A 23,291-nucleotide genomic window follows, 5' to 3' on the forward strand; every position below is an offset into this window, starting at 1 on the left:
CTTTCCGGGGCCTTGCGGCACGTGTCCCCGCCGGGCGTTCTCTCCGTACCCCCGCCGGCTACGCCGGGCGGCGCTTGTGGCGCCCGCGCAGCGCCTGAAGGGGCGGATAGAGCCATTTCTTGAGAAAGCGCTGAAGACGGGGCATCAGCACCCAGGTGACAATGGCCGTCACGCTCAGGCAGAGAATGAGCGTCCGTACCAGTGCGTTGAGACCGCCCAGATAGGGGATCACCGTCAGATTGAAGACGAGCACCGGCGGAAAAACCGCTCCCATGTTCACGAACCACAACTTCCATTTCGGCGGCGGCCGGGGCGGCGACACCGGTGCCGCCTCGGGTGCGCCCTCGAACCAGGCTCTGAGACCTCGTATCCTCCGGTGCCCGGTCTCCCGGGCAAGCTGATCCCCGTACGACACCAACTGGGTCCTGGCGGCCGATTCCTCCCAGACCTCCGTGGCATATGCCGAGTCGAACCGGTGAATGACATGCCATTCCGTGCCGCCCTCCCCGGGCGCCAGGACGCCGCCCCCGAGATAACCCGGAACGCGGGCCGCCGCACCCAGTACGGCCATCGCCCAGGAGCGGAAATCGCTTTCGCGCCCCGGGGCGACGTGGTAAGCGGTCGTGACCGTCATCGGTTCGTTTCGCACTCCGGCCGTGACCTCCTTCGGGGCATCACGATGTCGGTGATCCCACGAGCGGTGATCCCTATTCATCGAGCCGGACATCATTGAATACGAAAGCACTCTGCCATGTGTTCAATGGTTTCCGAGGGAATTCTGTGAATCCTCGGTGACGGCCCTCGCGACCCCTCCCGCCTGCGCGTACCGTGCCCCAACTCGCCACGGACGCCGGGCAGATCACCTACGCTGTCCCCCGAACAGCCCCACCCCCCGGTTCCCCTCCCGTCCCGCGATCGCCAGCCCGAGGAGCGTCCAGTGGCCGTCGGCACCCCCAAACCCCAGATCGACACCAGCCGGCCCCATCCGGCCCGGGTCTACGACTACCTCCTGGGCGGCAAGGACAACTACGACGTCGACCGCGCGGTCGCCGAGCGGCTGCCCGCCGAGGCCACCACCGGCGCCGTGCAGAACCGCGCCTTCATGCGGCGGGCCGCCGTCTGGCTCGCCCGCCAGGGTGTCGACCAGTACCTCGACATCGGCACGGGCATCCCCACCGAGCCCAACCTCCACCAGCTCGTCCAGCGCACCGTGCCGGCCGCCCGCATCGTCTACACGGACAACGACCCCATCGTGCTGCGCCACGCGGAGGCCCTGCTGGTCTCCACCGAGGAGGGCACCACCGACTACATCCAGGCCGATGTGCGCGCCCCCGGGGAGATCCTCGAACACGCCCGCGCCATCCTGGACTTCGACCGCCCGATAGCCCTCTCCCTGATCGCGCTGATGCACTTCGTCCCGGACGACGAGGAGGCGTACGCGATCACCCGCACCCTGGTGGAGTCCCTGCCCCCGGGCAGCTACCTCGTCCTCTCCAACGCCTCCCGCGACCTCCAGCCCGAACAGGCCGAGCAGGTCCTCGCGGAGTACGCGAAGGGCGGCATCACCCTCGGGCTGCGCACCGGGGCCGAGGTGGCCCGGTTCTTCGAAGGACTGGAGATGGTCGAGCCCGGCCTTGTGACCGTCACCCAGTGGCGCCCCGACGATGTCGCGGTCCTGGAGGAGAGCGGCGTCTACGCGGGGGTCGGCCGCGTCCGCTGAGCCCCACCGCCGCCCGTAGGCCCGTACGCTCCGTACCCTTGCGCGGTCCGTACCCGTACGCGCGCAGTTCTGTACGCCCGGCCCCCGTCCCCACCCGGACGGGGGCCGTTCGTCTGCCAGTTGAAAGGGAAATATCACTTAGCTTAGGCTTGCCTAAGATTTTACGCTGTACGCTGCCCACGAAACCCGAGGAACCCGCATGCCTTCCTGGCTCACCCGCGCGCGACGCACCACCCTCGCCGTCACGGCCACCGCCGCCGCGCTCACCCTCGTGCTCGGCGGCTGCTCCTCGACCGACACCAAGGACTCCGGTGCCGCCGCCCCGAACGCCGCCGCCGACGGAGCCTTCCCGGTCACCATCAAGAGCGCGCTCGGCTCCGCGGAGATCACCGAACAGCCCGAGCGGGTCGTCACCCTCGGCCAGGGCTCCGCGGAGACCGCCATCGCCCTCGGCCACACCCCCGTCGGCATCGAGAGCTACGAGTGGGGCAGCGACAAGACCGGCTACCTCCCGTGGATCCACGAGGCGGTGAAGAAGGCGGGCGACAAACTGCCCACCCAGTTCACGGGCGGCGAGGACATCGACTTCGAGGCCATCACCGCCCTCGAACCCGATGTGATCCTCGCCCCCTGGTCGGGCATCACCCAGGAGCAGTTCGACATCCTCTCCGACATCGCGCCCACCGTCGCCTACCCGGAACTGGCGTGGTCCACGAGCTGGGACGAGCAGATCGAGATCATCGCCAAGGCACTGGGCCGGCCCGACGAAGCGAAGAAGCTCACCTCGACCATCGAGAAGCAGCTCGCGGACGCCGCCGCCACCCGCCCCGCCTACAAGGACGTCTCCTTCTCCTACATCTACACCTCGGGCCCCGGCACGCTCGGCGTCTTCCTCCCCGACGAGCAGCGGGTGAAGATGGTCTCCTCCCTCGGCCTCACCGTCGACCCGGTGGTCAAGACGTTCAAGGAGACCAAGGGCACCGACTCGGCCCTCATCGGCCTGGAGAACGCGGAGAAGCTCGCCGACAGCGACCTCGTCTTCACCTTCTACTCCGACGCGAAGACCCGTCAGGAGATCGAGGCGCAGAAGCTGTACGCGGCGATCCCCGCCGTCCAGCGCGGCTCCCTCGTCGCCAGCGAGGACACCTCCTTCGTCACCGCGTCCTCCATCATCAACCCGCTCACCGTCCCCTGGGTCGTCGACCGCTACCTCCCGCTGATCGACAAGGCCGTCGCCAAGCTCGACAAATAACACCGGCCACGCCCCACCGCGGCCCACGGCACCACCGGCCCGCGGCACGGCCCACGCCACCACCGGCCCCGCTCCACGTCCCGACACGTAAGGCGCCCGCACCCCGGATGACCACCACCACCGCACCGGCCCGCACGGGCGGTTCCGGCACCCCGCGTGCCGGCACCGCCCGTCGGGCGTACGCCCTGCTCGCCGGGGTCGCCGTCCTGGCACTCGCGGTCGTGGCGAGCGTCATGTTCGGCAGCAGGACCACCTCCTTCGGCGACGTCCTCGCCGTCCTCGACCACACCGCCGACCCCTATGTCGTCACCGTCGTCGAGAGCCGCTACCCGAGGACCGCGCTCGGCCTGCTCGCCGGGGTCTGCCTCGCCGTTGCCGGCACCCTCATGCAGGGCATCACCCGCAACCCCCTCGCCGACCCCGGACTCCTCGGCATCAACGCCGGCGCCGCCGCGAGCATCGTCGCCGCCACCGCCTTCCTCGGCGTGTCGGGCCGTACCGACACCATGTGGTGGGCGCTCCCCGGCGCCCTCCTCGCCGGTCTCCTCGTCCATGTCATCGGCTCGGCCGGCGGCGGCGCGGGCCTGGTCCGGCTGGTCCTCGCCGGCGCCGTCCTCTCCGCCGTCCTCATGGCCTTCATCCAGGCGGTCACCCTCAGCAGGCCCAAGGTCTTCGACAGCTACCGCTACTGGGTGGTCGGCGCCCTCGGCGGCCGGGACTTCGACGTCCTCTGGTCCGTGCTCCCGTTCGCCGCCACCGGCCTCCTCCTCGCCCTCCTGCTCGGCCCCGGCCTCAACGCCCTCGCCCTCGGCGACGCCACCGCCGCCTCCCTCGGCGCCAACCCGGCCCTCGTACGCGGCACCGGACTCGTCGCCGCCACCCTGCTCAGCGCCGCCGCCACCGCCGCCGCCGGCCCCATCGCCTTCGTCGGCCTCGCCGTACCCCACCTCGTACGCGCCCTCGTCGGCGTCGACTTCCGGATCCAGATCGTCTTCTCCGCCATCGCCGGCCCCGCCCTGCTCCTCCTCGCGGACGTGGTCGGCCGGACCGTGCTGCGCCCGCAGGAACTGATGGTCGGCGTGGTGACGGCGTTCGTCGGCGCCCCCGCGCTGCTGCTGGCCGTCCGCAGGATGAAGGGCACCACATGACCGGGAACCAGCTCACGCTCCGTACCCCCGCGCCGCGCGGCTATCTCACCCTCGGCCGCGCCGTCGCCCTGCCGGTACGGCGCCGCTCCGTCGTCATCGCGCTCGCCACGGTCGCCCTCACCCTCGCCGCCGCCGTCGCCACCCTCACCCTCGGCCGGCTCGGCATCGCCCTCCCCGACCTCCCCACCGCCCTCACCGGCGGGGCGCACGGCGCCGACGCGTTCGTCCTGGAACGGCTGCGCGGCCCCCGCCTCACCGTCGCGGTCGGCACCGGCGCGGCCCTCGGACTCTCCGGCGCCCTCTTCCAGTCCGTCACCCGCAACCCGCTCGGCAGCCCCGATGTGATCGGCCTGGGCGCGGGCGCCGGGGCGGGCGCCGCGACCGTCGCCCTCCTGCTGCCGGGCACCCTCCCCGTACCGCTCGGCGCGCTCGCCGGCGCCGCGCTCGCCATGGGGCTGGTGTACGTCTCCACCGGCAGCGGATTCCGCAACCCGGCCCGCCTGGTCGTGGCCGGCATCGGCGTCGCCGCCATCGCCACCGCGATCACCCAGTACGTCGTCTACGCGGTGGAGCGCGACAAGGCGGCCGTCCTCACCGCCTACGTCAACGGCAGCCTGGCCGCCCGCTCCTGGGACCACGCGGCCACCATCTGGCTGGTCCTGCTCGCCGCCGCACCCTGCGCCGCGCTCCTCGCCCGCCGGCTGGGCATCGCCGAGATGGGCGACGAGATCGCCGGAGGACTGGGCTCCGAGCCCAGGAACACCAAGAGCCTCGCCGTGCTCCTCTCGATCGTCCTCTCCGCCGGCGCCGTCAGCGTCTCGGGGCCGATCGCCTTCATCGCCCTGACGGCCCCCCAGATCGCCAAGCGCCTCACCCGGGGCTCCGGCCCCCACCTGCTGCTCTCCGCCCTGACCGGCGCCCTGCTGCTGGTCCTCGCCGACCTCTGCGCCCAGCAGTCGCCCCTCTTCGAGAACCTTCCGGTGGGCATCTACACCCTGGCCGTCGGGGGCGCGTACCTCGGCTATCTGCTGATACGGGAGTGGCGCAAGGGAGTCCTGTGACGGCCCCGGGAGCGCGAGGACCGGTACCCGGCTCCCGGCTCCGGCTCTCCCGGGGTCACAGATCCAGTACCAGCCGCCGCCCCCGGCAGCGCGAGACGCAGATCATCATGGTCTCCCCGGCCGCCCGCTCCTCCTCCGTCAGCAGCACATCCCGGTGGTCGGGCTCACCCTCCAGCACATCCGTCTCACACGTCCCGCAGGTGCCCTCCTGACAGGACGACAGCACCCGCACCCCGGCCGCCTCCACGGTCTCCAGGACGCTCCGCCCCGGCTCCACCGTCACCGTCACCCCCGAGCGCGCCAGCTCCACCTCGAAGGCGCCGCCCGACTCCGTGGCCCCGCCCGCCTCCCCGGCGGCCACCCCCGAGATCCCCTCCACGGTGGCCTCCTCCCGGGGCCGGAACCGTTCCACGCTCAGCGCCCCGGCAGGCCACGCCCGGCACCGCTCCGCCACCGCGTCGAGCAGCGGCCCGGGACCGCAGCAGTAGACCAGGGTCCCCGCCTCCGGTACGCCGAGATACGCGTCCAGATCGAGCCGCCCCGTCTCGTCCTCCGGCGCCGCCCGCACCTTCTCCCCGTACCGGGCGAGCCGCCCCAGGAACGCCATCGAACCCCGGGTCCGCCCGCCGTACAGCAGACTCCACCGCGCCCCCGCCGCCTCGGCGGCGGCCACCATCGGCAGAATCGGGGTGATCCCGATGCCGCCGGCGACGAAGAGATAGCGGGCGGCGGGCCGCAGCGCGAAGTGGTTGCGCGGCCCCCGTACCCGTACCGAAGTCCCCGGGGTGAGCTTGTCGTGGACGTACGCGGAGCCGCCCCGCCCGCCCGGCTCGTCGAGCACCGCCACCCGCCACGCCGTACGGTCGGCGGGGTCGCCGCAGAGCGAGTACTGACGGGTGAGCCCCGCGCCGAGCAGCAGGTCGACATGGGCGCCGGGCTCCCAGCCGGGCAGCGGCCCGCCGAGCGGATGACGGAGCGTCAGCGCGACGACCCCCGCGGCCTCGTCGGTCCGGCCCGCCACCACCAGATCGCCCTCGTACGCCGGGGCGGTGCCGCTCAACGGTGCTCCGCCGGGCGCGGGGCGGGGTGTCCCGAGGGGTGGCCGAGCATCCACTCCCACATCTCCACCGGGTCCTGACCGGTACGCTCCGCCCCGCAGTGGCAGGTGCCGTGCAACTCGTCGCTGCCCGGCAGCCAGTCGATGCGGTAGACCTCCGCGGTGGGCGGGCGGCTCATCGCGCCCCGGCCGGCAGCCCGGCGGCGGTGGCGCCGGCGGGCCGCGCGCCCTGCTCCGCGAGGCGGGCGAGGATCCGCCGCGCGGCGAGCCCGCCCGTGTCGATGTTGATGCTCAGCTCCTGATAGCCGGCCGGCTCGCTCTCCAGCGTCTTCTGGAGCAGATTGAGCGCGTCGACGTCCTGCATCACGACCTCCCGGTTGAAGTCGTGGAGGAACGCCGACATCTCCTCGTCCCCGAGCCCGAAGTCCCGCGAGACCGCCCAGAAGTCGTAGACATGGCGGCCGGTCGACGGCGTGATCGCGTAGGTGATCTCGACATGGAACGCGTTCGGGTCGCTGCCGTCCGGGTTCGGGAGCACACCGCGCGGCGCGATCCGGCTGTGCAGCAGATACAGACAGGGCGCGTGGTACTCGATGTCCTGCCAGCGGGTGATCCGGCCCTCGATCCCGGTGGAGCGCGCGTAGAAGGGCGGGCACGCCGCGTCGTCCATGTGCCGGCTGACCCGGACGACCCCCGCGCCCTCGTCGACCTCGGTGGTCATCGGGGTGTCGGCGACCTCGGGGGTGCCGATGTACCCGCCGTGCAGATAGGTCTCGTGCGAGAGGTCCAGCAGGTTGTCCACGAGCAGCCCGTAGTCGCAGTCGATGGGCTCCATGCCGCCGACGGTGGTCCACCGCGCGGTGTCCGCGAGGTGCGGGGCGCGGGGGACGGCGGTGTCGTCGGCGAGCGCGGGGTCCCCGATCCAGACCCACACCAGAGAGTCCCGCTCCACCACCGGATAGGCGGTCACCCGCGCCGTACGCGGCACGCGTTTCTGCCCCGGTACGGAGACACACGTCCCCGTCGTGTCGTACGTGAAGCCGTGGTAGCCGCAGACCACCCGGTCGCCGTCGAGCCGGCTCGCCGAGAGCGGGTAACGCCGGTGCACACAGCGGTCGGCGAGCGCCACCACCGTGCCCGCCGCGCCGTCGCCCTCGCCCTCCGTACGGTAGAAGACGATCGCCTCGTCGAGGATCGTCCGCCCGAGCAGCTCACGGCCGACCTCCCGGCCGTACGCCGCGACGTACCACTGGTTCCTGGCGAAAGCGGTCATGGGTCCTCCCACGGTCAGGGGGTGACGGGCCGTCGGCCCCGGAGGCGGCACACGTTTCCGCACATGGTGGGCGGCGGCCCCCGGGACGACAACAGCCCTTCCACGGGACGGAAGGATTTCCGCCGTCCGCCCGCGCACACCCCGCCCGCGCACCCCGCCCGCGCACCCGGCCCGCTCACCCCAGGTCGAGCAGCTCCTCGTAGAACCCCCCGAAACCGCGCTCACGGTCGATCAGATGGACCTCCAGGATCCAGTGGCACACCCGTCCCGCCCGGTCGGAGCGGCGCAGCCGGGTCCCGTTCTCCGGGGTGATGTACGACTCGATGTCGGCGCCGTCGATCCGCTCGTGCGGGAACTCGCCCACCGGATGCCCCGCGTGCCAGCCGCCCAGCTCCCAGCCGCGCTCCGCCGCCAGCCGGGCCACCTCGGCATGGAGCCCGGCGCCGGTGATGTCCGGATCGGCCTCGAACGCCCGCCGGCCCGCCGCGAACACCTCCGGCAGGTCGTCCCGGAGCCGGTGCTTCACCGGGTCGTCACCGAGGACGAACGTACGGCCGAAATCGGCCTCCCACGCCTCGAAGATCGGCCCGAAGTCCGCGAAGGCGATGTCGTCCTCGCCGATGACCCGGTCCGGTGGGTTCTCCTTGTACGGCTTGAGCGTGTTCGGCCCCGAGCGCACGATCCGCTTGTGCCAGTGGCGCGTCGTACCGAACATCTCGTCGGCCAGGTCCCGCACCCGGTCGCTGACGGCCCGCTCGCTCTCCCCCGCCGCGACCAGCCCCCGGGCCTCGATCTCCGCGAAGAGCGCGGCCGCCTTGGACTGGGCGTCGAGCAACCGCTCGGCCCGCACCTGCTCGCTGATCACACCGTCCCCTTCCCCTCTTCTTCCCTGTCCCCGGCGTCCACCTGCCCTCATGGCTGGAGCCGCTGCCAGGACCACGCCCCGGCGATCCCCGCCCGGTCGTACCGCAGCCGCCGGTGCAGCCGGTCCGGGCTCCCGTACCAGAACTCCATGCTCTCCGGGACCAGCCGGTACCCCGTCCACTCCGCCGGCCGCCCGATCCCGCCCGTCTCCTCCTCCGCCAGCAGCGCGGCGGCCCGCTCCCGCAGCGCCGCCTCGTCGGACAGCGGCCGGCTCTGCCGCGACGCGGCGGTCGCCGCCCTGGCAACGGGCATACGGTCGCCGAAGAGCCGGTCCGAGACCTCGGGCGAGACGGTCTCCACCGGCCCGGCGGCGGTGAGCTGCTGCAAGGTCTCCCGCCAGAAGAACGTCATCGACGCCCAAGGCCGCCCGGCCAGCTCACGCCCCTTACGGCTCTCCCGCGACGACCCGAAGAGCAGCCCCGCACCGTCGAACTCCTTCGCCATCACCACGCGCGTCGACGCCCGCCCCGCCCCGTCCACGGTGGCCAGCACCGCCGCGAACGGCTCCCGCACCTCCCGGCGCACCGCGCTCTCCAGCCACGCCGAGAGGAGCCCGGACGGATCCGGCGGCGGGTCGTCGAACTCGGGCAGCGCCAACGAGGCATCGCCGCTCAACGTCATCGGCATCCCCGGCTTCTCCGGCTCCTGCGAGGCCATCCGCTCTCTCCGTTCCCCATCGGTGACCCGACCCGCCACCTGGTCACGACCGTACCCCGCACCACTGACACCCGCGCATCCCCGGCCCCGGAGCGGAACCGGCGAGCGCTCTCCCGCGTGATCCACGGTGCGACCGCGGACGACGAGAACCCGGCCGCGGGAAAGAGCTCAGGAACGAGGATGAGGACGACGTGAAGGTTCAGTTGCACAAGCCGGCGGCCCTCCGGTGGGTCAGCTACGGGGCGATCGCCTTCGGATCGGTGTTCCTGGTCGCCGGGGCGGTCCTCGCCTGGGTGTCGGCCTCCTTCCTGGCGGACGCCGAGCGTGCCGGCGGCACGGTGGTCGCCCTGGAGTGGGGGCACACGGACTACCGCGACTACGGGAGCTCGTCGCGCAGGTCGCGCGGGAGCAGCTCGGATGTGGCCTACCCGCGGGTCCAGTTCACGGCGGCGGACGGCACGTGGCGGAACTTCCGGAGCGACTCGGGCTCCAACCCGCCCTCGTACGAGGTGGGCGAGGAGGTCGAGGTGGTGTACCGCGCGGATTCCCCCGACGACGCGCGGATCGACGGGTTCCTCTCGCTCTGGCTGCTGCCGCTGATATTCGGCGGGATGGGGCTGCTCTTCGCGGGGATCGGGACGGCCGTCGCGGTGAAGACGCGACGGCGCCCCTGACCCCCGGGAAGGCTCAGCCCCTCAGGACCGTTTCGGCCCTGTTGCCCGCGTAGTCCTCCAGCACGGCGACCACCCTGCTGGTAGCGGAGGACATGGTGACCGTCATCGCGGCCCGGGTGGTGCGGCCGCGGATGATGTACGGCTTGTTCCCGGAACCGTAGGTCGTCGCGAACTGCTTCGGTACGCCGTTCTCCAGGATCGTCAGCGTGTGCCAGTCCGCCAGGGCGGGCCGGGAGAAGGTGAAGGTGTTGCCGCTGACCCGCACGGCGGAGACGGGGTACGGGGTGATCTCGGTGTCGGCGAAGGTGCCGCGTACCGCCGTCGTCGTGCCGGACCCGGAACGCACGGTCAGCAGATAGGCCGAGCCGTCGGCCGGCACCCCGGTCAGGGTGGTGCCGCCGCTGCTGCCCGGGACGGTGACCCGGCGGGTGTAGGGCGCGGACGTGTCGAGGCCCGTCACCTTCACGGTGACCGGCTGCCCGGAGGCCGGCGGCGTCCACCCCACCGCCAGGGTGCCGTCCCGGCCGGGCACGGCGGTCACCCCGCCGGGCGCCGACGACAGGTCGAAGGGTACGGTCGCGGGCGCGCTCCGGCTGCCGTCCGGGCCGACCGCCACCACCTTCAGCGTCCCCGAGACCGCCGTGAACCGCTTGGCGTAGAAGACCTCGTCATAGACGCCGCCGAGGTAGGTGTCGTCCAGATAGACCTCGTAGCGGCGGACCGAGTCGTAGTCGCTCAGCTTCCAGCCGAGCACCAACTCGTCCGTGCCGGGCAGCAGTTGCTTGACGGCCAGACCCTGCGGGGCGGCCGGCGTCCGGTCGACACCGTCGTGCAGCGCCAGGGCGCCCACATTGACCTGATAGTTCTGGACGGTGCCCGCACCGGCCCCGACGACCAGCCCCAGCGAGGCGACCCGCTCGCCCGCGTACCGCGAGAGGTCCGCCGTGACGGTCCGCCAGCCGTCCGTCCGCCGGCCGGTGCCGGCCAGCGGTATCTGGACCACCTTCTCCGGGTCGGAGGCGAGCACCAGGGCCAGCCGCAGCTCCGAATCGTCGTCGGCGGACGTCTTGGTGTAGGTGAGGTCGAGCGTCGAGCGAGGGGTGACCGACAGGTCGGTCTTGTAGAGGCGCACCGTGTTGTCGGCGGCCAGCGTGCCGCTCAGCACCAGCGAGCTGCCGCCGTCGTACGCGCCGACCTTCCGGTACGAGAACCTGCTCGCCGGGGTGTACTCCGGCCCGTAGTCGAAGTCGGCGGCGAGCGGCGAGCGCTCCGCGTCGATCCACCACTGCCAGGAGACCGGGATGTCCTGGAGGTTGATGTTCCCCCACTCGGCGTCGTTCGACACCCTGCCCCGGGACCAGGTGGCCAGCCCGTGGCCGGTGTTGAACGAGGTGGCGAAGGTGGTGCCCCGGATGACCGAGCGCTCGGCGATGTACTTCGCTATGCCCTTCCACCCGCCCTCGGGCGTGGTGGACCCCTGGGACGAGCCGGTCCACCAGCGGCGCTCCCGGTCGAAGACCTGCGCCTGCGCGGCGTCGTCGGTCTTGGCGGCGTAGTCGGAGGAGACGAAGTCCGCCCCGAGCGTCGCCACGGCGTTCATCGGGGCCCCGTCGGCGCCGATGTTGTCGTCCAGGTTGTAGGGCTGGTTGAACTGGTACATGCCGGCCTCGACCCCGGCGAAGACACTCGTACGGGCATTGAGGCCGAGCCCCGCCGCGTAATTCTTCGAGCTGGTGAGCTTGGACTTGTTCCACCAGTAGTTCAGGAAGATCGAGTCGGAGACATCACCGAGCCGCGCGTCCCGCACCCACGGGCCGTTGACCGCGTTGAACTCGTTCTGGTACGAGATCCCGCCGGTGGAGTCGCTCACCGAGTCGTACCACTGCACATACATGCCGCCGTCGCGCAGTTGCTTGAGGAACTCCTTGTACGCGGGGATGTCGGCCCGGGCGACCGCGGACTCCTGGTTGACGAAGTAGCCGTCGAAACCGTAGTACCCGGCGATCTCGATCAGCTTGGCAGCCGCGGGGAAGGACCCGTCCGCGTCCCGGACCAGCAGCTCCGCGTAGTCCTGGTCACCCCGGTCGTTGGGGGAGAAGAAGATACACCCCAGCGACTTCACCCCGTTGGCGTGGGCGGCGTTGGTGTAGCCGGGGTTGGGCAGGTTGAGCATCCCGAACTCGAACCACTTCTCCCGCCAGTCCTTCTCCGGGTCGTAGTAGTCCACCGGCACGCCCTCGGTGGGCATCCCGTGCCAGGAGGCGTAGGCATCCGTGTACTGCCAGAAGTTGAAGAGATACTGGCTGAACTCGTTGGTGTACGGGTGGCTTTCGAAGAACGCGTTGCCGTAGTCGCCCGCGAGGGTGAGCAGTTGGGTCTCGGCGGGCAGTGAACGGTCCCGCTGGGTGGCGGCGTTCGGTGCGGTACGGGACTGGAGCGGCACCCTGGCGCGCAGATACCCGGCGTCGGTGTCCTCCGCCGGGTTCCAGCGCAGCAGGTCGGTGGGGGAGTAGCCGTGCTGGTACGGCTGGTTGGCGCCCACCGCGCTCTCACCGGTCCAGGGCAGGGTGTCGCTCGCCGCTGCCCCGCCGGCGCCGAGGGCCAGGGAGAGCGCCACGGACAGCGCGACCGCACCGGCCCGTTGCACGGACCGCCTTCCGGTTCTCCGACGACGTGACATGACCATTCCTCGCCTTCTCTTCGGGGCCGGCCCCGAAGCGGGGCCGGCCGGGCAGGGTGGTGCCACCGTCAGTCGAGGGCGGGGGCGGTGGCCCGCTCCAGCACCTCGGCATCGCTGACGGACGTGTAGAAGGTGCGCCCGGTCGGGGCGGCGGCAACGGTGTGTTCGAGGGAGCGCGCGGCGAGCGCGGCCCGGTCCCCGGCGGTGCTCGACATCACCAGAGCGGGCCTGGCCCCGGCCCGCGACCGCTCCATCCACGCCTCGAACACCCCGCCCCCGGGCCCGAGTTCGGCACGCGACAGCGGTACGTCCGCGCCGTCCACCGGGATCACGACGGCCTCCCGCAGGGGCGCCGGAGACGGCCGCCCGCGCAACTCGGCGGCGAGCTCGGCGAATCTCCGACCGATCGGCTTCACCGACCGGTCGGTGCCGAACAGGCCGAGACTGTGCTCCAGTTCGGGAAAATCACCCAGCCTCCGGTCCACATCGTGCGAACACCACCAGGTGATCCCCCACAGCGCCGCGCTGTCGGCCGCCGCGCGCACCGTCCCCTCGCAGAAGCCGGGCGCCTGCTCCGCGGTGAGGTGGTTGAGCGGCGCCCCGACCTCCTGGAGCCAGACCGGACGGGCGGGGTCCAGGGCGAACGCCCGCGACAGTTCCACGAGATACGCGGCATGGTGCAGGCTCTCGTACGACAGCGGCCCGTACCCCTGCGCCGTACCGTTGAAGATCCACGAGTGCACCACGCCCAGGTCGCCGAAGCGGCTGGAGTGGGCCGGCACGAACGGGTGCCCGTCGGCGTACCACACCGCGTCGTACTCGGCGTTGAGCCGGAACCCCCGCCGCCCGCCCGCCCCGGCCCCATCCGCTCCCGCCCCACGCCCCCCGGCCCCGTGCAGCGCCCGGAGCCAGGACGTCACCTGCTCCGGTGTGGCGGCCATCCGCGCCGGGTGCACCGCCGAGGTGAACTGGTTGACCTCGTTCCCCAGCGTCAGCCCGAGAAAGTTCGGCAGGTCGGACAGGTGCTCCTCGAACGCCTCCACCAGCCGGACCTGCGCGGCCACCGCCTCCGGGTCGGTGAACATGCTGCGCCGGTGCCAGTCCGTCAGCCAGCTCGGCACGAAGTCGAACCCGGACAGATGCCCCTGGAGCACATCGACGCTCGCGTCGAGACCCACCTCACCCGCGATCTCCACCACCCGGCGCACATCCCGCAGCGCCCGCCGCCTGATCAGCGTCCGGTTCGGCTGCACCACCGGCCAGAGCGGCAGCACCCGGATGTGATCGAGACCCAACGCGGCCACATCCTCCAGATCACGGCGCACGGCCGCCCACTCCGGATCGAACCAGGAGTAGAACCACTCCTGGGCGGGCGTGTAATTGACTCCGAACCTCAGCATGGTCAGCCTTTCAGCCCGCCGGACTCCAGCCCGCGGAAGAAGTACCGCTGGAGCACGGCGAAGAACGCGATGATGGGGACCAGGGCGATGATGGTGCCCGCGGCGATGAGCCGCGGATCGTCGTAGAAGGTGCCGCGCAGCCGGTTGAGACCGAGGGTGAGGGTGTAGTTCTGCTCGTCCGACAGGACGATCAGCGGCCACAGGAAGTCGTTCCACGAACCGACGAACGCGAACACCGCGACCACCGTGATCACCCCCTTGACCTGCGGGACCGACACCCGGATGAACCGCTGCCAGGCGTTGGCGCCGTCCACCACGGCCGCCTCCTCGAACTCCCTCGGCAGGTTGGCGAACGCGTTCCGCATCAGCAGCACGTTGAGCGCCGCCACCAGCGTCGGCAGCGCCACCCCGACGAGCGTGTCCGCCAGACCGGCCGCCCGTACGGTGAGGAACTGCGAGATCAGGACGGTCTCCGACGGCACCAGCAGCGCGGCCACCACCAGCGCCGTCACCACCCCCCGGCCCCGGAAGCGCAGCTTGCCCAGCGCGTATCCCGCACAGGTCGCGCCGATCACATTGCCGGTCACCGCCATCGCCGCCACCAGCAGCGAGTTGAGCAGATAGTGCGGCACGGGGATCCGGTCCAGCACCGTACCGAAGTGTTCGAACGTCGGATGCGCGGGGATCAGGACGGGCGGCCGCTCGTACAGCGGCTCACCGGCGCCCTTCAGGGAGAGCGAGAGCTGCCACACCAGCGGGCCCGCCAGCACCAGCGCCATCAGTGCGAGCAGCCCGTACCGGAGCACCGCACCGGGCACCACCCGCCGCCTCCCGCGCGCCGCACCGCCGGCCCCGGGGGACACGAGACGGGACATCAGCCGTTCCTCTCCTTGCGCTGGAGGGCGAGCTGCGCCAGCAGGAGCCCGCCGAGGACGACGAACATCACCAGGCTGATCGCCCCGGCGTACCCGGTACGCGCCTGGAGCCCGGTGCCCTCCCGCTGGATCAGCATCGTCATGGTGAGATCGCCGCCGCCCACCCCGCCGGTGCCGTTGGTGAGCACATAGATCTCGCCGAACACCCGGAACGCCGCCACCGACGAGAGGACCGTGATCAGCGCCATCGTCGACCGCACCCCCGGCACGGTGACACTGAGGAAGGAGCGCACCGCCCCGGCCCCGTCCACCGCCGCCGCGTCGTACAGCGTGCGGTCGATGTTCACCAGCGCGGCCAGATAGATCACCATGTAGTAGCCCATGCCCATCCACACGGTGACGAACATGGCGCTGAACAGGAGCAGCCACCGGTCGCTGAGGAAGGGAAAGGGCGCCGCCGCGACCCGCAGGGTCCCGGCGAGCTCGTTCACCAGCCCCCGCTTGTCGAGCAGGTTCGTCCAGATCAGCCCGACCACCACCGGCGACATGATGACCGGCAGATACATGGTGGTCCGGAAGAACCCCGCCAGCCGCTCCGCCGAACCCACCAGCACGGCGAGCAGCAGCGGCAGCACCACCATGACCGGCACCACACACACCGTGTAGAGCGTCGAGTTGAGCAGCGCCGTGGTGAACCGCTCGTCGGCGAACATCCGGTGGAAGTTCGCCAGCCCCACGAACTCGCCGGTTCTCAGCAACGTCGAGTCCGTGAAGGCCAGTTGGAGCGTGTTGACGAACGGCACCAGCACCATCAGCACGATCACGGTGAGCGCCGGCAACAGGAAGAGCCAGGGCGTCAGGACCCAGCCGTGGGTCGCCAGCGGGTCCCGGCGGCGGAGCGCCCCCGCGCCCCGCCGCCGGACCGCCCCGCCCGGCGCGGAGATCGCCGGCCGTGTCATCCGTTGGCTTCCAGCCGCTCGTTCGAGTACCTCACGGAGGCGTCCAGGGCCGACTTCACCGACTTCTTGCCGAGCATGGCCTGCGCTATCTGCTCCCGCAGCGTCTCACTGTCGGCGGAGCCGGAGAACGCCGGCGGCCACCACACGACCGCCTTCCGCACCTGCTCGGTCGATTCGATCCGTACCTTCGTCGCCGGATCGCCGTCGTCCTTCGTGAAGTACGGGTCGTCCAGCGTCCCGGCCGACGACGGGAAGACCGACGCCTTCTTCGCGAACGCCAACTGGTTCGCGGAGTTGGTCACATACGTCGCGAACGCCTTCGCCAGCGCCGGATGCTTGGACGTCGCGTTCACCACCAGCGACTCGATGTACATGTTCGGCGAGCCGTTGTTGATACGCGGCCCGATCGCCAAGTCCTTGTAGACATCCGGCGCGGTGTCCTTCAGATCCGTCAACGTGTAGGAACTGCCCGGCAGATACGCCAGCCGGCCCGCCTTGAACTCCTCGACCTCCTTCGTCTGGAGGTTGTTCAGCGCCTCTTCCGTGAGCCCCTTCTTCGCGTACAGCTTCCGGAACCGCTCGACCAGCTCCACGCCCTTGGCGTCGTTGTACGTGAACTTCGTGCCCCCCGCGTCCATCAGCTCCACCCCGTACTCGCCGAAGGTCTCGATGGCGGGCATCCGGGCGATCATCGCCACCTCGGGACAGTGCTCCGCCATCGTCCCGGCCTGGTCGAACAACTCGTCGTACGTGGCCGGCAGCTTGGCGGGATCGAGCGCGCACTTCTTCAGCAGCGCCTTGTTGAAGAAGGAGGGCCCGGTGTTGAGATACCACGGGTAGCCGTACGTGCCGCCGCCCAGGCCGTCGAAGGTCATCGCCTGCCACGCCTTGTCCAGATAGCCGCTCTTCGCCTTCGGATCCTCCTTGCCGAGGTCCAGCAGCACCCCGGCCTGCGCGAGCGTGTACGCCGCCTCCGGCCCCATGTCGACCACATCGGGGAGCGAGCCGGCCGCGGCGTCGGCGGAGAGCTTGTCCTGATACCCCTCGGCCGGCTGGTCCACCCAGGTGATCTCGGTGCCCGGGTGCTCCTTCTCGAACGAGGCGATCAGGTCGTCGAAGTACGCGGTGAACTTGTCGTTCTTCAGATTCCAGGTCTGGAAGGTGATCGTGCCGGCCACCTTCCCGTCCGAGTCCTTCGACTCCGGCGTGTCACCACCGCCGCCGATGACGCACGAGGACAGCAGCAGTGATCCGAGGACGGTGCCCGCGACAAGCGTGCGCCGCCGGCCCTTCGATGTCAGTCGGCCCTTCGATGCCATGGGAAGTCTCCTCACAGGGATGCGGGAAGCGGGAAAGAGGTCCGGAAAGTCGGCAGGTGGCAGGTGGCAGTGGCAGGTGGCAGGTGGCAGATCAGACGGCGATCCGCAGGGTCGCCACCTGGAAGGGGCCGAGGTCCACGAGCGCGCCGTCGGCACGCACCGGACCCCCGGCACCGGGGGAGAGGCCCGGCGGCAGACCGGCCTCCGGGACGAACGGGCGCTCCAGCAGATCCGTCTCGTGGACGACAGGGTCCCCGCCGAGCGCCGCCGACGGGCGGAGCAGGGCCCGCGCCCGGCCGCCCCGGGTCTCGTAGACCCGTACGACCAGATCCCCCGAACCGTCGTCCGCGAGCTTCACCCAGTCGACGACCGCGTGACCGCTCAGCGCCTCCAGCTCCACCAGGGGCCGCAGCCCCGCCGGGACAACGATGTCAGGAGCGTTGAACCGGTACGCCGCCGCCACCGCCCCCGGCACATCCGCACCCGGCAGCACCGCCCACCGGAAGAGATGACGGCCCACATCGGCGTCCGGATCGGGGAACCGGCTGCCCCGCAGCAGCGACAGCCGCACCACGGTGGAGCCGCCGTCCGCCCGCGCGTCCGCGCCGTACATCGTGTCGTTGACGATCGCGAGACCGTAACCCCCGTCGGAGACCTGTACATACCGGTGCATGCCGGCCTCGAACATCGCGTCCTCGGCCGCCGTGTTCACCAGCAGCGGCCGCTCCACGAAGCCGTACTGCGTCTCGAACCGCGCGGTCCGCGCCATCACCTGGACCGGCAGCGCCACCTTGAGCAGCCGCTCGCGCTCCCGCCAGTCGACCACGCACTCCGTCTCCAGCCGCCCGGTGCCCGCGCGCAGCCACACCGTCACCACGGCCTCCGACGCACCGAACCGGCGGACCACCTCGACCCCCGCGTCGGCGCCCTCCCGGACCACCCGGCGCCCGGTGACCTCACCGGCCGGCCGGGAGTGGCGCAGCGTATGCCGGTCCACGTCCCAGGCGTCCCACCGCACCGGCTCGTCCCGGAAGAGCCGCAGCTCACCGAGGAGCGCCCCGGGCGGCACGGTCTCCCGCCCCGCGTCCAGATCGACCAGCGAGACGACATGGCCGTCCGCGTCCACCACGGCCCGCAGCACCCCGTCGTCCAGTACGGTGGCCCCCGCCTCCCCGTCCGAGACCCGCACCCCCACGGGCACGCCCCCGGCCCCGCCCCCGGCGGGCGACGGCAGGAACGGCGGCAGCACCGAGGCGGCCGCGCCGTCCGCCGGCCCGCCCAGCACCTTCACCGCCCGCTCGATCACCTCGCCCAGCCGCGCCTCGGCCGTCCGGTAGAACTCCCGGGCCTCCCGGTGCACCCAGCTGATCGACGTGCCGGGCAGGATGTCGTGGAACTGGTGGAGCAGCACCCCGCGCCAGATCTCGTCCAGCTCCTCCCGCGGATACGGCGCCCCGCGCAGCAGCGCCGCCGCCGCGCCCAGATACTCGGCGGCCCGCAGCAGCGATTCGCACCGCCGGTTGGACCGCTTCATCTCCGCCTGCGAGGTGAGCGTGCCCCGGTGCAGCTCCAGATACAGCTCGCCCCGGTGGACCGGCGCCAGCGCCGGAGCCGCCGCCGTGACCTCCGCCAACTCCCCCTCCGCGTCCCGGAAGAACTCCGCCGGAGGACGGGAGACCACCCGGGGCGCCCCCTCCAGATCGGCGAACCGGCGCACCCGCTCCGCCATCTCCGCCGTCGGCCCCCCGCCGCCGTCCCCGTAGCCGTACGGCAGCAGCGAGTGCGAGGCGATCGCCTTGTCCTTGAACGTGGCCACCGCGTGGCGCAGTTCGCGCGCGGTGACCTCCGCCGCGTACGTCTCCACCGGCGGGAAATGGGTGAAGACCCGGGTCCCGTCGATGCCCTCCCACCAGAACGAGTGGTGCGGGAAGACCGTGGTGTCGTTCCACGAGATCTTCTGCGTCAGGAACCAGCGCGCCCCGGCCCGGCGCGCCAGCTGGGGCAGCGCCCCCGAGTAGCCGAAGGAGTCCGGCAGCCACACCTCGCGCGTCTCGATCCCGAACCGGTCCAGGAAGTACCGCTTCCCGTAGACCAGTTGGCGCACCATCGACTCACCGGTGGGGATCACCCCGTCCGGCTCCACCCACATCCCGCCCACCGGCACGAACCGCCCCTCGGCGACATACCGCCGTACCCGGGCGAAGAGTTCGGGCTGATGCTCCTCCAGCCACGCGAAGTGCTGCGCGGCCGACATCGTGTAGACCAGCTCCGGACGGGTGTCCAGCAGCGCGAGGACGTTGGCGACGGTACGGCCCACCTTGCGCACCGTCTCGCGGAGCGGCCAGAGCCACGCCGAGTCCATATGGGCATGGCCCACCGCGGTCATCCGGTGCGCGCTGTGGTGCGCGGGCGCGGCGAGCGCGGGCGCCAGCACGGCGCGCGCCCGCCGTGCGGTGGCCACCGGGTCCGCCGCGTCGTAGACGTCCAGGGACTCCTCGACCGCGCGCAGCAGCCGCCAGTGGCGGGGGTCGTCCGTACCGAGTTCGGCGGCGAGCCCGCCCAGCACCTCCAGATCGCAGAGGAGCCCGTGCACCTCGGGGGAGAAGACGACGGTCTCGGCGCGCCGCAGCCGGAACTCCTCGAACGGCTCCCGCGCGCCCTTCTCGCCGTGCCCGGTGACCACGAACGGCGGCAGCCCGAGCAGCAGCGGGTTGGCGGCGGCCTCGACATACAGCTCGAAGTTCCCCTCCGCGTCGAGGAGTTCGGACCCGCCGTCGGACGCGCCGTCCGCACCGTCGTCCGGGCCGGCCTCCCGGAGCCGGACGCTGCTCTGCCGGGGATGGAGCCCCTTGACCACCCGGCCGTCCGGAGCGAAGACCAGCCCCTCGCAGTGCCCGCCCACCGAGTGGTCGAACCACCCCAGGTCCAGGACGAGTTCGACCGGACCCGGCTGCCCGGGGGCCACCCGCCCCCGGACCCGGAACCAGGTCGTGGACCAGGCGGGCCCCCACGCCGAACCGACCGCGAACGGCCGGTAGTCGGGGCGGGAACGGCCCGCGTCGGTGGCCAGGCCGAGCGCATGAAGGGGAGTCACCGGTTCGCCGCCCTCGCCGGCGCTCCACGCCTCGACCCGTACCTCCGCGAGGCGGGTGCGGACATGGGGGAGGATGCGGTCGCGGCGTACCCGGTCCAGCCGGTCGAGCGTCGCGGCTAAGTGATTGTGCACGGTGGATCCTCTCCGTACGGGAACACCCGCGGAACTAATACGTTTTAGCCCTGGTGCGAGTGGCGGCAGACTAATACGTTTCAGTGGTGCGGTCACCGCGCCGAATCATCACAGTTGGGTGACGGCCGGCGGACCGGCCGGCGTGGGGGAGGGCCGATGGCACCGAAGAAGCGACCCGGACCAGGGGCGGGGCAGCCGCCCGCGCGGCTGCGCAGCACCGATATCGCCCGGCTGGCCGGGGTCTCCGTCACGGCGGTCTCGCTCGCCGTCAACGGACGTCCCGGGCTCAGCGACGCGACGCGCCGTCGGATCCTCGATGTCGTCGACGAGTTGAACTGGCGTCCGCACCGGGCGGCCAGCGCGCTCAAGGGCGCCTCCAGCGACGTCGTCGGCATCGTCGTCGCCCGTCCCGCCCGCACCCTCGGCGTGGAACCGTTCTTCGCGCACTTCCTCTCCGGACTCCAGTCCTGCCTCTCCGGACAGGGCATCGCCACCCAGATCCTCATCGTCGAGGACACCGCCGCGCAGACCGCCGTCTACCGGAGCTGGGCGGCGGAGAACCGGGTCGACGGACTGGTCCTGCTCGATCTGGAGGTGGACGACCCCCGGCCGCAACTCGTCGCCGACCTCGGCATCCCCGCCGTCACCCTCGGCAGCCGGGGTGACCGGATGGAGCTGACCAGCGTCTGGGTGGACGACCATGCCGCCATGGCCGGCATCCTGCGGTACCTCGCCTCCCTCGGGCACCGGCGCATCGGACATGTCAGCGGCATCGTCTCCTTCGCGCACACCCGGCGCAGATACGAGGCGGTGCGCGAGGTCCGCGGCGCCCTCGGCGTCGAAGTGGAGTCCGTCCCCACCGACTTCTCCGACGCCCAGGGCGCCGATGCCACCCGCCGGCTGCTGCGGGCGGACCCCCGGTGCACGGCGGTCGTCTACGACAGCGACGTCATGGCGATCGCCGGCCTCGGCGTCGCGGGCGAACTCGGCCTGCGGGTCCCCGACGACCTCTCCCTCGTCTCCTTCGACGACTCCGTCCTCACCACCATGGCCCACCCCCCGGTCACCGCCCTGACCCGCGACACCTTCGCGCTGGGCACCCTCACCGCCACCGAACTCCTCCGCGTCATGACGGGCGGCGAGACCCCCCGGGCCACCCAGGCGCCCACCCCCGAACTGGTGGTACGGGGGAGCACGGCACCGCCGCCGTCGACCGGCCGCTGAGGGGGCGTCGAGGGGGCATTGAGGGACGGGCGTCGAGGGCCGGGCGGACGGAGCCGAAGGGCGGGAAACCCGGTACAACCATCGGCGTGCGTCGCGGGTCACATGAAGTGTGAGCAATCCACTCTCAGAGCCGCAAGGGGGAAATATGCGTTACATCCGTCATGCCGCATCCGCCGGAGCGTTGACCGTGCTCGCGGTGGGAGCCGCCACCGTGTTCAGCCCGGTGGCCTCCGCCGCGCCCAACGTCACTCCGCAGAGCGTCTGCGGCAGCGCCTACAAGACCGTGAACTCGGCCGCCGTGGGCTCGCTGGGCACGATCTACCTGACGTACAACTCGGCGAACGGCAAGAACTGCGTCACGACCATCCGGAGCAACCCGGGCACGGCCAAGGACATGTCCACGTACATCTACGTCGCCGACACCGGCGAGTGGGCCGACGACTACGGCAGGTTCACGTCGTACGCGGGCCCGAGCTACGTCTACGCCAAGAACTTCTGCGTGAGCTGGGGCGGCCACATCGACAACATCTCCGTGTCGGTCGACAACACCAACTGCGCCTCCCTCAAGGAGCACCGGGTCACCGAAATCCGCTGACCTCCCGCCCCTGACGGCTGCCCCCTCCCTCCGGAGGGGGCGGCCGTACGCCCGTCCCTCAGAGGGCGAGCCGCCGCCGTACCCCGTCGGTGGACTCCCGCACCTCCAGCCGGTGCGGGGCGATCCGCACCTCGAACGGCAGCGGGGTCCGCGCGTTGATCCGGTTCGCCAGACAGGTCACCGCCAGGGAGGCGATCGCGGCCTTGTCCGGGACCACCGTCGTCAGCGACGGCGTGCTGTAGAGACCCTCGTCCGAGCCGTCGATGCTCGCGACCGCGATGTCCCCGGGGATCCGCCATCCCGCCTCGTACAACGCCCGCTGGGCCCCGATCGCCAGCATGTCGCTGAAGCAGAAGACCGCGTCGGGCCGGAGCTCCTCCGGCAGGCCGATCAGCGTCCGCATCGCCGCCAGCCCGTTCGTCCTGTCGAAGTCCGTCACGGACGGCGCGAGCCGCGGATCGAAACGCAACCCGGCGTCGTGCAGAGCCAGTTGGAAACCCTCAAGACGCTGCCGGCTGGTCGCGGAGGCATGCTGGCCGATCGCCGCGATCCGGCTCCGCCCCAGCCCCGCGAGATGCGCCGTCACCTCGCGCGCCGCAGCGACATTGTCGATCAGGACATGGTCCGCCACCGCCCGCTCGATCCCGTACCCCCGCTCGCCGAGCAGCACCAGCGGGAACTCGACCGCCACCCGCGCGAGTTCGTCCAGCGGAACGCTGAGCGGCGACAGGATCACCCCGTCGATCAGCGAGGTCCCCACCCCGCCGGCCATCCGCAGCTCCTCCCGCGCCTCGCCCAGCGTCTCCTCGATCAGCACGGTCAGCCCCAGCGCCGAGGCCTCGGTCCGCACATGGTGGGCGATCTCCGCGAAGTACGCCGTGGTGAGCTGCGGGATGGCGAGCGCGATCAGCCCGCTCCGCCCGGTACGGAGCCGCCGCGCCGACGGATTCGGCCGGTATCCCAGTTCGCTCACGGAGCGCAGAACCCGCTCCCGGGTCGCCTCGGAGACCCGCGGCGCCCCGCGTACAACGTTGGAAACCGTCTTGATGGAAACCCCCGCGTGATCCGCCACGTCCTTGAGCGTCACTGCTGCCACGGATCTTCCCCCCTCGTCACCTCCGACCAGATTAAGGGTGATCCGGCGGCGAGCACCAGCGCGTCAGATGGCCCCGATCCCTCGCTGACAGAGGGTTGACCTCGGGCGCGCACCACGGTTACAACGTTGGAACCGGGCAAAGGCCGCCGCA

General features: G+C 71.5%; 20 protein-coding genes. 7 read left to right on the forward strand and 13 right to left on the reverse strand.

Going from position 1 to position 23,291, the window contains the following annotated elements:
* Positions 1-58 precede the first annotated feature (58 nt).
* Positions 59-649: an antibiotic biosynthesis monooxygenase gene (locus AB0O07_RS33755; RefSeq protein ID WP_365640698.1), complete on the reverse strand. Its 591-nt coding sequence runs from the start codon at positions 647-649 to the stop codon at positions 59-61.
* A gap of 288 nt (positions 650-937) precedes the next feature.
* Here AB0O07_RS33755 and AB0O07_RS33760 point away from each other — a divergent pair, with 288 nt between their 5' ends.
* The 4 genes from AB0O07_RS33760 to AB0O07_RS33775 all read left to right on the forward strand — a co-directional run bounded on the left by AB0O07_RS33760 (position 938) and on the right by AB0O07_RS33775 (position 5,181).
* Entirely contained in the window at positions 938-1,720 is a 783-nt protein-coding gene (locus AB0O07_RS33760) for an SAM-dependent methyltransferase (RefSeq protein WP_365640701.1), read from the forward strand.
* 199 nt (positions 1,721-1,919) lie between these two features.
* Entirely contained in the window at positions 1,920-2,972 is a 1,053-nt protein-coding gene (locus tag AB0O07_RS33765; protein WP_365640703.1) for an iron-siderophore ABC transporter substrate-binding protein, read from the forward strand.
* A 107-nt stretch (positions 2,973-3,079) separates the two neighbouring features.
* Positions 3,080-4,120, forward strand: a complete 1,041-nt coding sequence (locus AB0O07_RS33770; RefSeq protein ID WP_365640706.1) for an iron ABC transporter permease — start codon at positions 3,080-3,082, stop codon at positions 4,118-4,120.
* A complete protein-coding gene (locus tag AB0O07_RS33775) occupies positions 4,117-5,181 on the forward strand; it encodes an iron chelate uptake ABC transporter family permease subunit (RefSeq protein ID WP_365640708.1) in 1,065 nt (354 codons plus the stop codon). The genes AB0O07_RS33770 and AB0O07_RS33775 overlap by 4 nt, the downstream gene beginning before the upstream one ends.
* A 55-nt stretch (positions 5,182-5,236) precedes the next feature.
* Here AB0O07_RS33775 and AB0O07_RS33780 read toward each other — a convergent pair whose 3' ends face one another.
* From AB0O07_RS33780 to AB0O07_RS33800, 5 genes are all read right to left on the reverse strand, one after another.
* A complete protein-coding gene (locus tag AB0O07_RS33780) occupies positions 5,237-6,241 on the reverse strand; it encodes a PDR/VanB family oxidoreductase (RefSeq protein WP_365640710.1) in 1,005 nt (334 codons plus the stop codon).
* Positions 6,238-6,417, reverse strand: coding sequence for a hypothetical protein (locus AB0O07_RS33785; protein ID WP_365640712.1), 180 nt, complete (start codon positions 6,415-6,417; stop codon positions 6,238-6,240). The genes AB0O07_RS33780 and AB0O07_RS33785 overlap by 4 nt, the downstream gene beginning before the upstream one ends.
* Positions 6,414-7,511: an aromatic ring-hydroxylating dioxygenase subunit alpha gene (locus AB0O07_RS33790; protein ID WP_365640714.1), complete on the reverse strand. Its 1,098-nt coding sequence runs from the start codon at positions 7,509-7,511 to the stop codon at positions 6,414-6,416. Before AB0O07_RS33790 ends, AB0O07_RS33785 begins: the two co-directional genes overlap by 4 nt.
* Before the next feature lie 175 nt (positions 7,512-7,686).
* The gene (locus AB0O07_RS33795) at positions 7,687-8,376 is read right to left on the reverse strand and encodes a M24 family metallopeptidase (RefSeq protein ID WP_365640717.1); all 690 of its coding nucleotides are present in this window, start codon (positions 8,374-8,376) and stop codon (positions 7,687-7,689) included.
* A gap of 47 nt (positions 8,377-8,423) precedes the next feature.
* Positions 8,424-9,092, reverse strand: a complete 669-nt coding sequence (locus AB0O07_RS33800; RefSeq protein WP_365640719.1) for a pyridoxal 5'-phosphate synthase — start codon at positions 9,090-9,092, stop codon at positions 8,424-8,426.
* Positions 9,093-9,283: 191 nt separating this feature from the next.
* Here AB0O07_RS33800 and AB0O07_RS33805 point away from each other — a divergent pair, with 191 nt between their 5' ends.
* Positions 9,284-9,766, forward strand: a complete 483-nt coding sequence (locus AB0O07_RS33805; protein ID WP_365640722.1) for a DUF3592 domain-containing protein — start codon at positions 9,284-9,286, stop codon at positions 9,764-9,766.
* Between the two features lie 13 nt (positions 9,767-9,779).
* Here AB0O07_RS33805 and AB0O07_RS33810 read toward each other — a convergent pair whose 3' ends face one another.
* The 6 genes from AB0O07_RS33810 to AB0O07_RS33835 form a co-directional block, all read right to left on the reverse strand.
* Complete coding sequence (locus tag AB0O07_RS33810) at positions 9,780-12,413, reverse strand: endo-beta-N-acetylglucosaminidase (protein WP_365640723.1); 2,634 nt, start codon at positions 12,411-12,413, stop codon at positions 9,780-9,782.
* Positions 12,414-12,514: 101 nt separating this feature from the next.
* The gene (locus AB0O07_RS33815) at positions 12,515-13,846 is read right to left on the reverse strand and encodes a glycosyl hydrolase (protein ID WP_365640725.1); all 1,332 of its coding nucleotides are present in this window, start codon (positions 13,844-13,846) and stop codon (positions 12,515-12,517) included.
* A 2-nt stretch (positions 13,847-13,848) separates the two neighbouring features.
* On the reverse strand, positions 13,849-14,721 hold the full coding sequence (locus AB0O07_RS33820; RefSeq protein ID WP_365640727.1) for a carbohydrate ABC transporter permease: 873 nt from the start codon (positions 14,719-14,721) through the stop codon (positions 13,849-13,851).
* Positions 14,721-15,680 carry a sugar ABC transporter permease gene (locus AB0O07_RS33825; protein ID WP_365640730.1) on the reverse strand — a complete coding sequence of 320 codons (960 nt, stop codon included), beginning with the start codon at positions 15,678-15,680 and terminating at the stop codon, positions 14,721-14,723. Before AB0O07_RS33825 ends, AB0O07_RS33820 begins: the two co-directional genes overlap by 1 nt.
* Positions 15,677-16,999 (reverse strand): sugar ABC transporter substrate-binding protein, encoded by a 1,323-nt coding sequence (locus tag AB0O07_RS33830; RefSeq protein ID WP_365640733.1) that lies wholly within the window; start codon positions 16,997-16,999, stop codon positions 15,677-15,679. The genes AB0O07_RS33825 and AB0O07_RS33830 overlap by 4 nt, the downstream gene beginning before the upstream one ends.
* Before the next feature lie 91 nt (positions 17,000-17,090).
* On the reverse strand, positions 17,091-20,225 hold the full coding sequence (locus AB0O07_RS33835; RefSeq protein WP_365640735.1) for a glycoside hydrolase family 38 C-terminal domain-containing protein: 3,135 nt from the start codon (positions 20,223-20,225) through the stop codon (positions 17,091-17,093).
* A gap of 156 nt (positions 20,226-20,381) precedes the next feature.
* Here AB0O07_RS33835 and AB0O07_RS33840 point away from each other — a divergent pair, with 156 nt between their 5' ends.
* A complete protein-coding gene (locus AB0O07_RS33840) occupies positions 20,382-21,449 on the forward strand; it encodes a LacI family DNA-binding transcriptional regulator (protein ID WP_365640738.1) in 1,068 nt (355 codons plus the stop codon).
* Between the two features lie 145 nt (positions 21,450-21,594).
* Positions 21,595-22,044: a spore-associated protein gene (locus AB0O07_RS33845; RefSeq protein ID WP_365640740.1), complete on the forward strand. Its 450-nt coding sequence runs from the start codon at positions 21,595-21,597 to the stop codon at positions 22,042-22,044.
* Positions 22,045-22,102: 58 nt separating this feature from the next.
* Here AB0O07_RS33845 and AB0O07_RS33850 read toward each other — a convergent pair whose 3' ends face one another.
* Positions 22,103-23,140 carry a LacI family DNA-binding transcriptional regulator gene (locus AB0O07_RS33850; RefSeq protein ID WP_365640742.1) on the reverse strand — a complete coding sequence of 346 codons (1,038 nt, stop codon included), beginning with the start codon at positions 23,138-23,140 and terminating at the stop codon, positions 22,103-22,105.
* Between the last annotated feature and the right edge of the window lie 151 nt (positions 23,141-23,291).

This window comes from Streptomyces sp. NPDC093085 (genome assembly GCF_040683935.1).
In the GTDB taxonomy this organism is placed as follows: Bacteria; Actinomycetota; Actinomycetes; order Streptomycetales; family Streptomycetaceae; genus Streptomyces.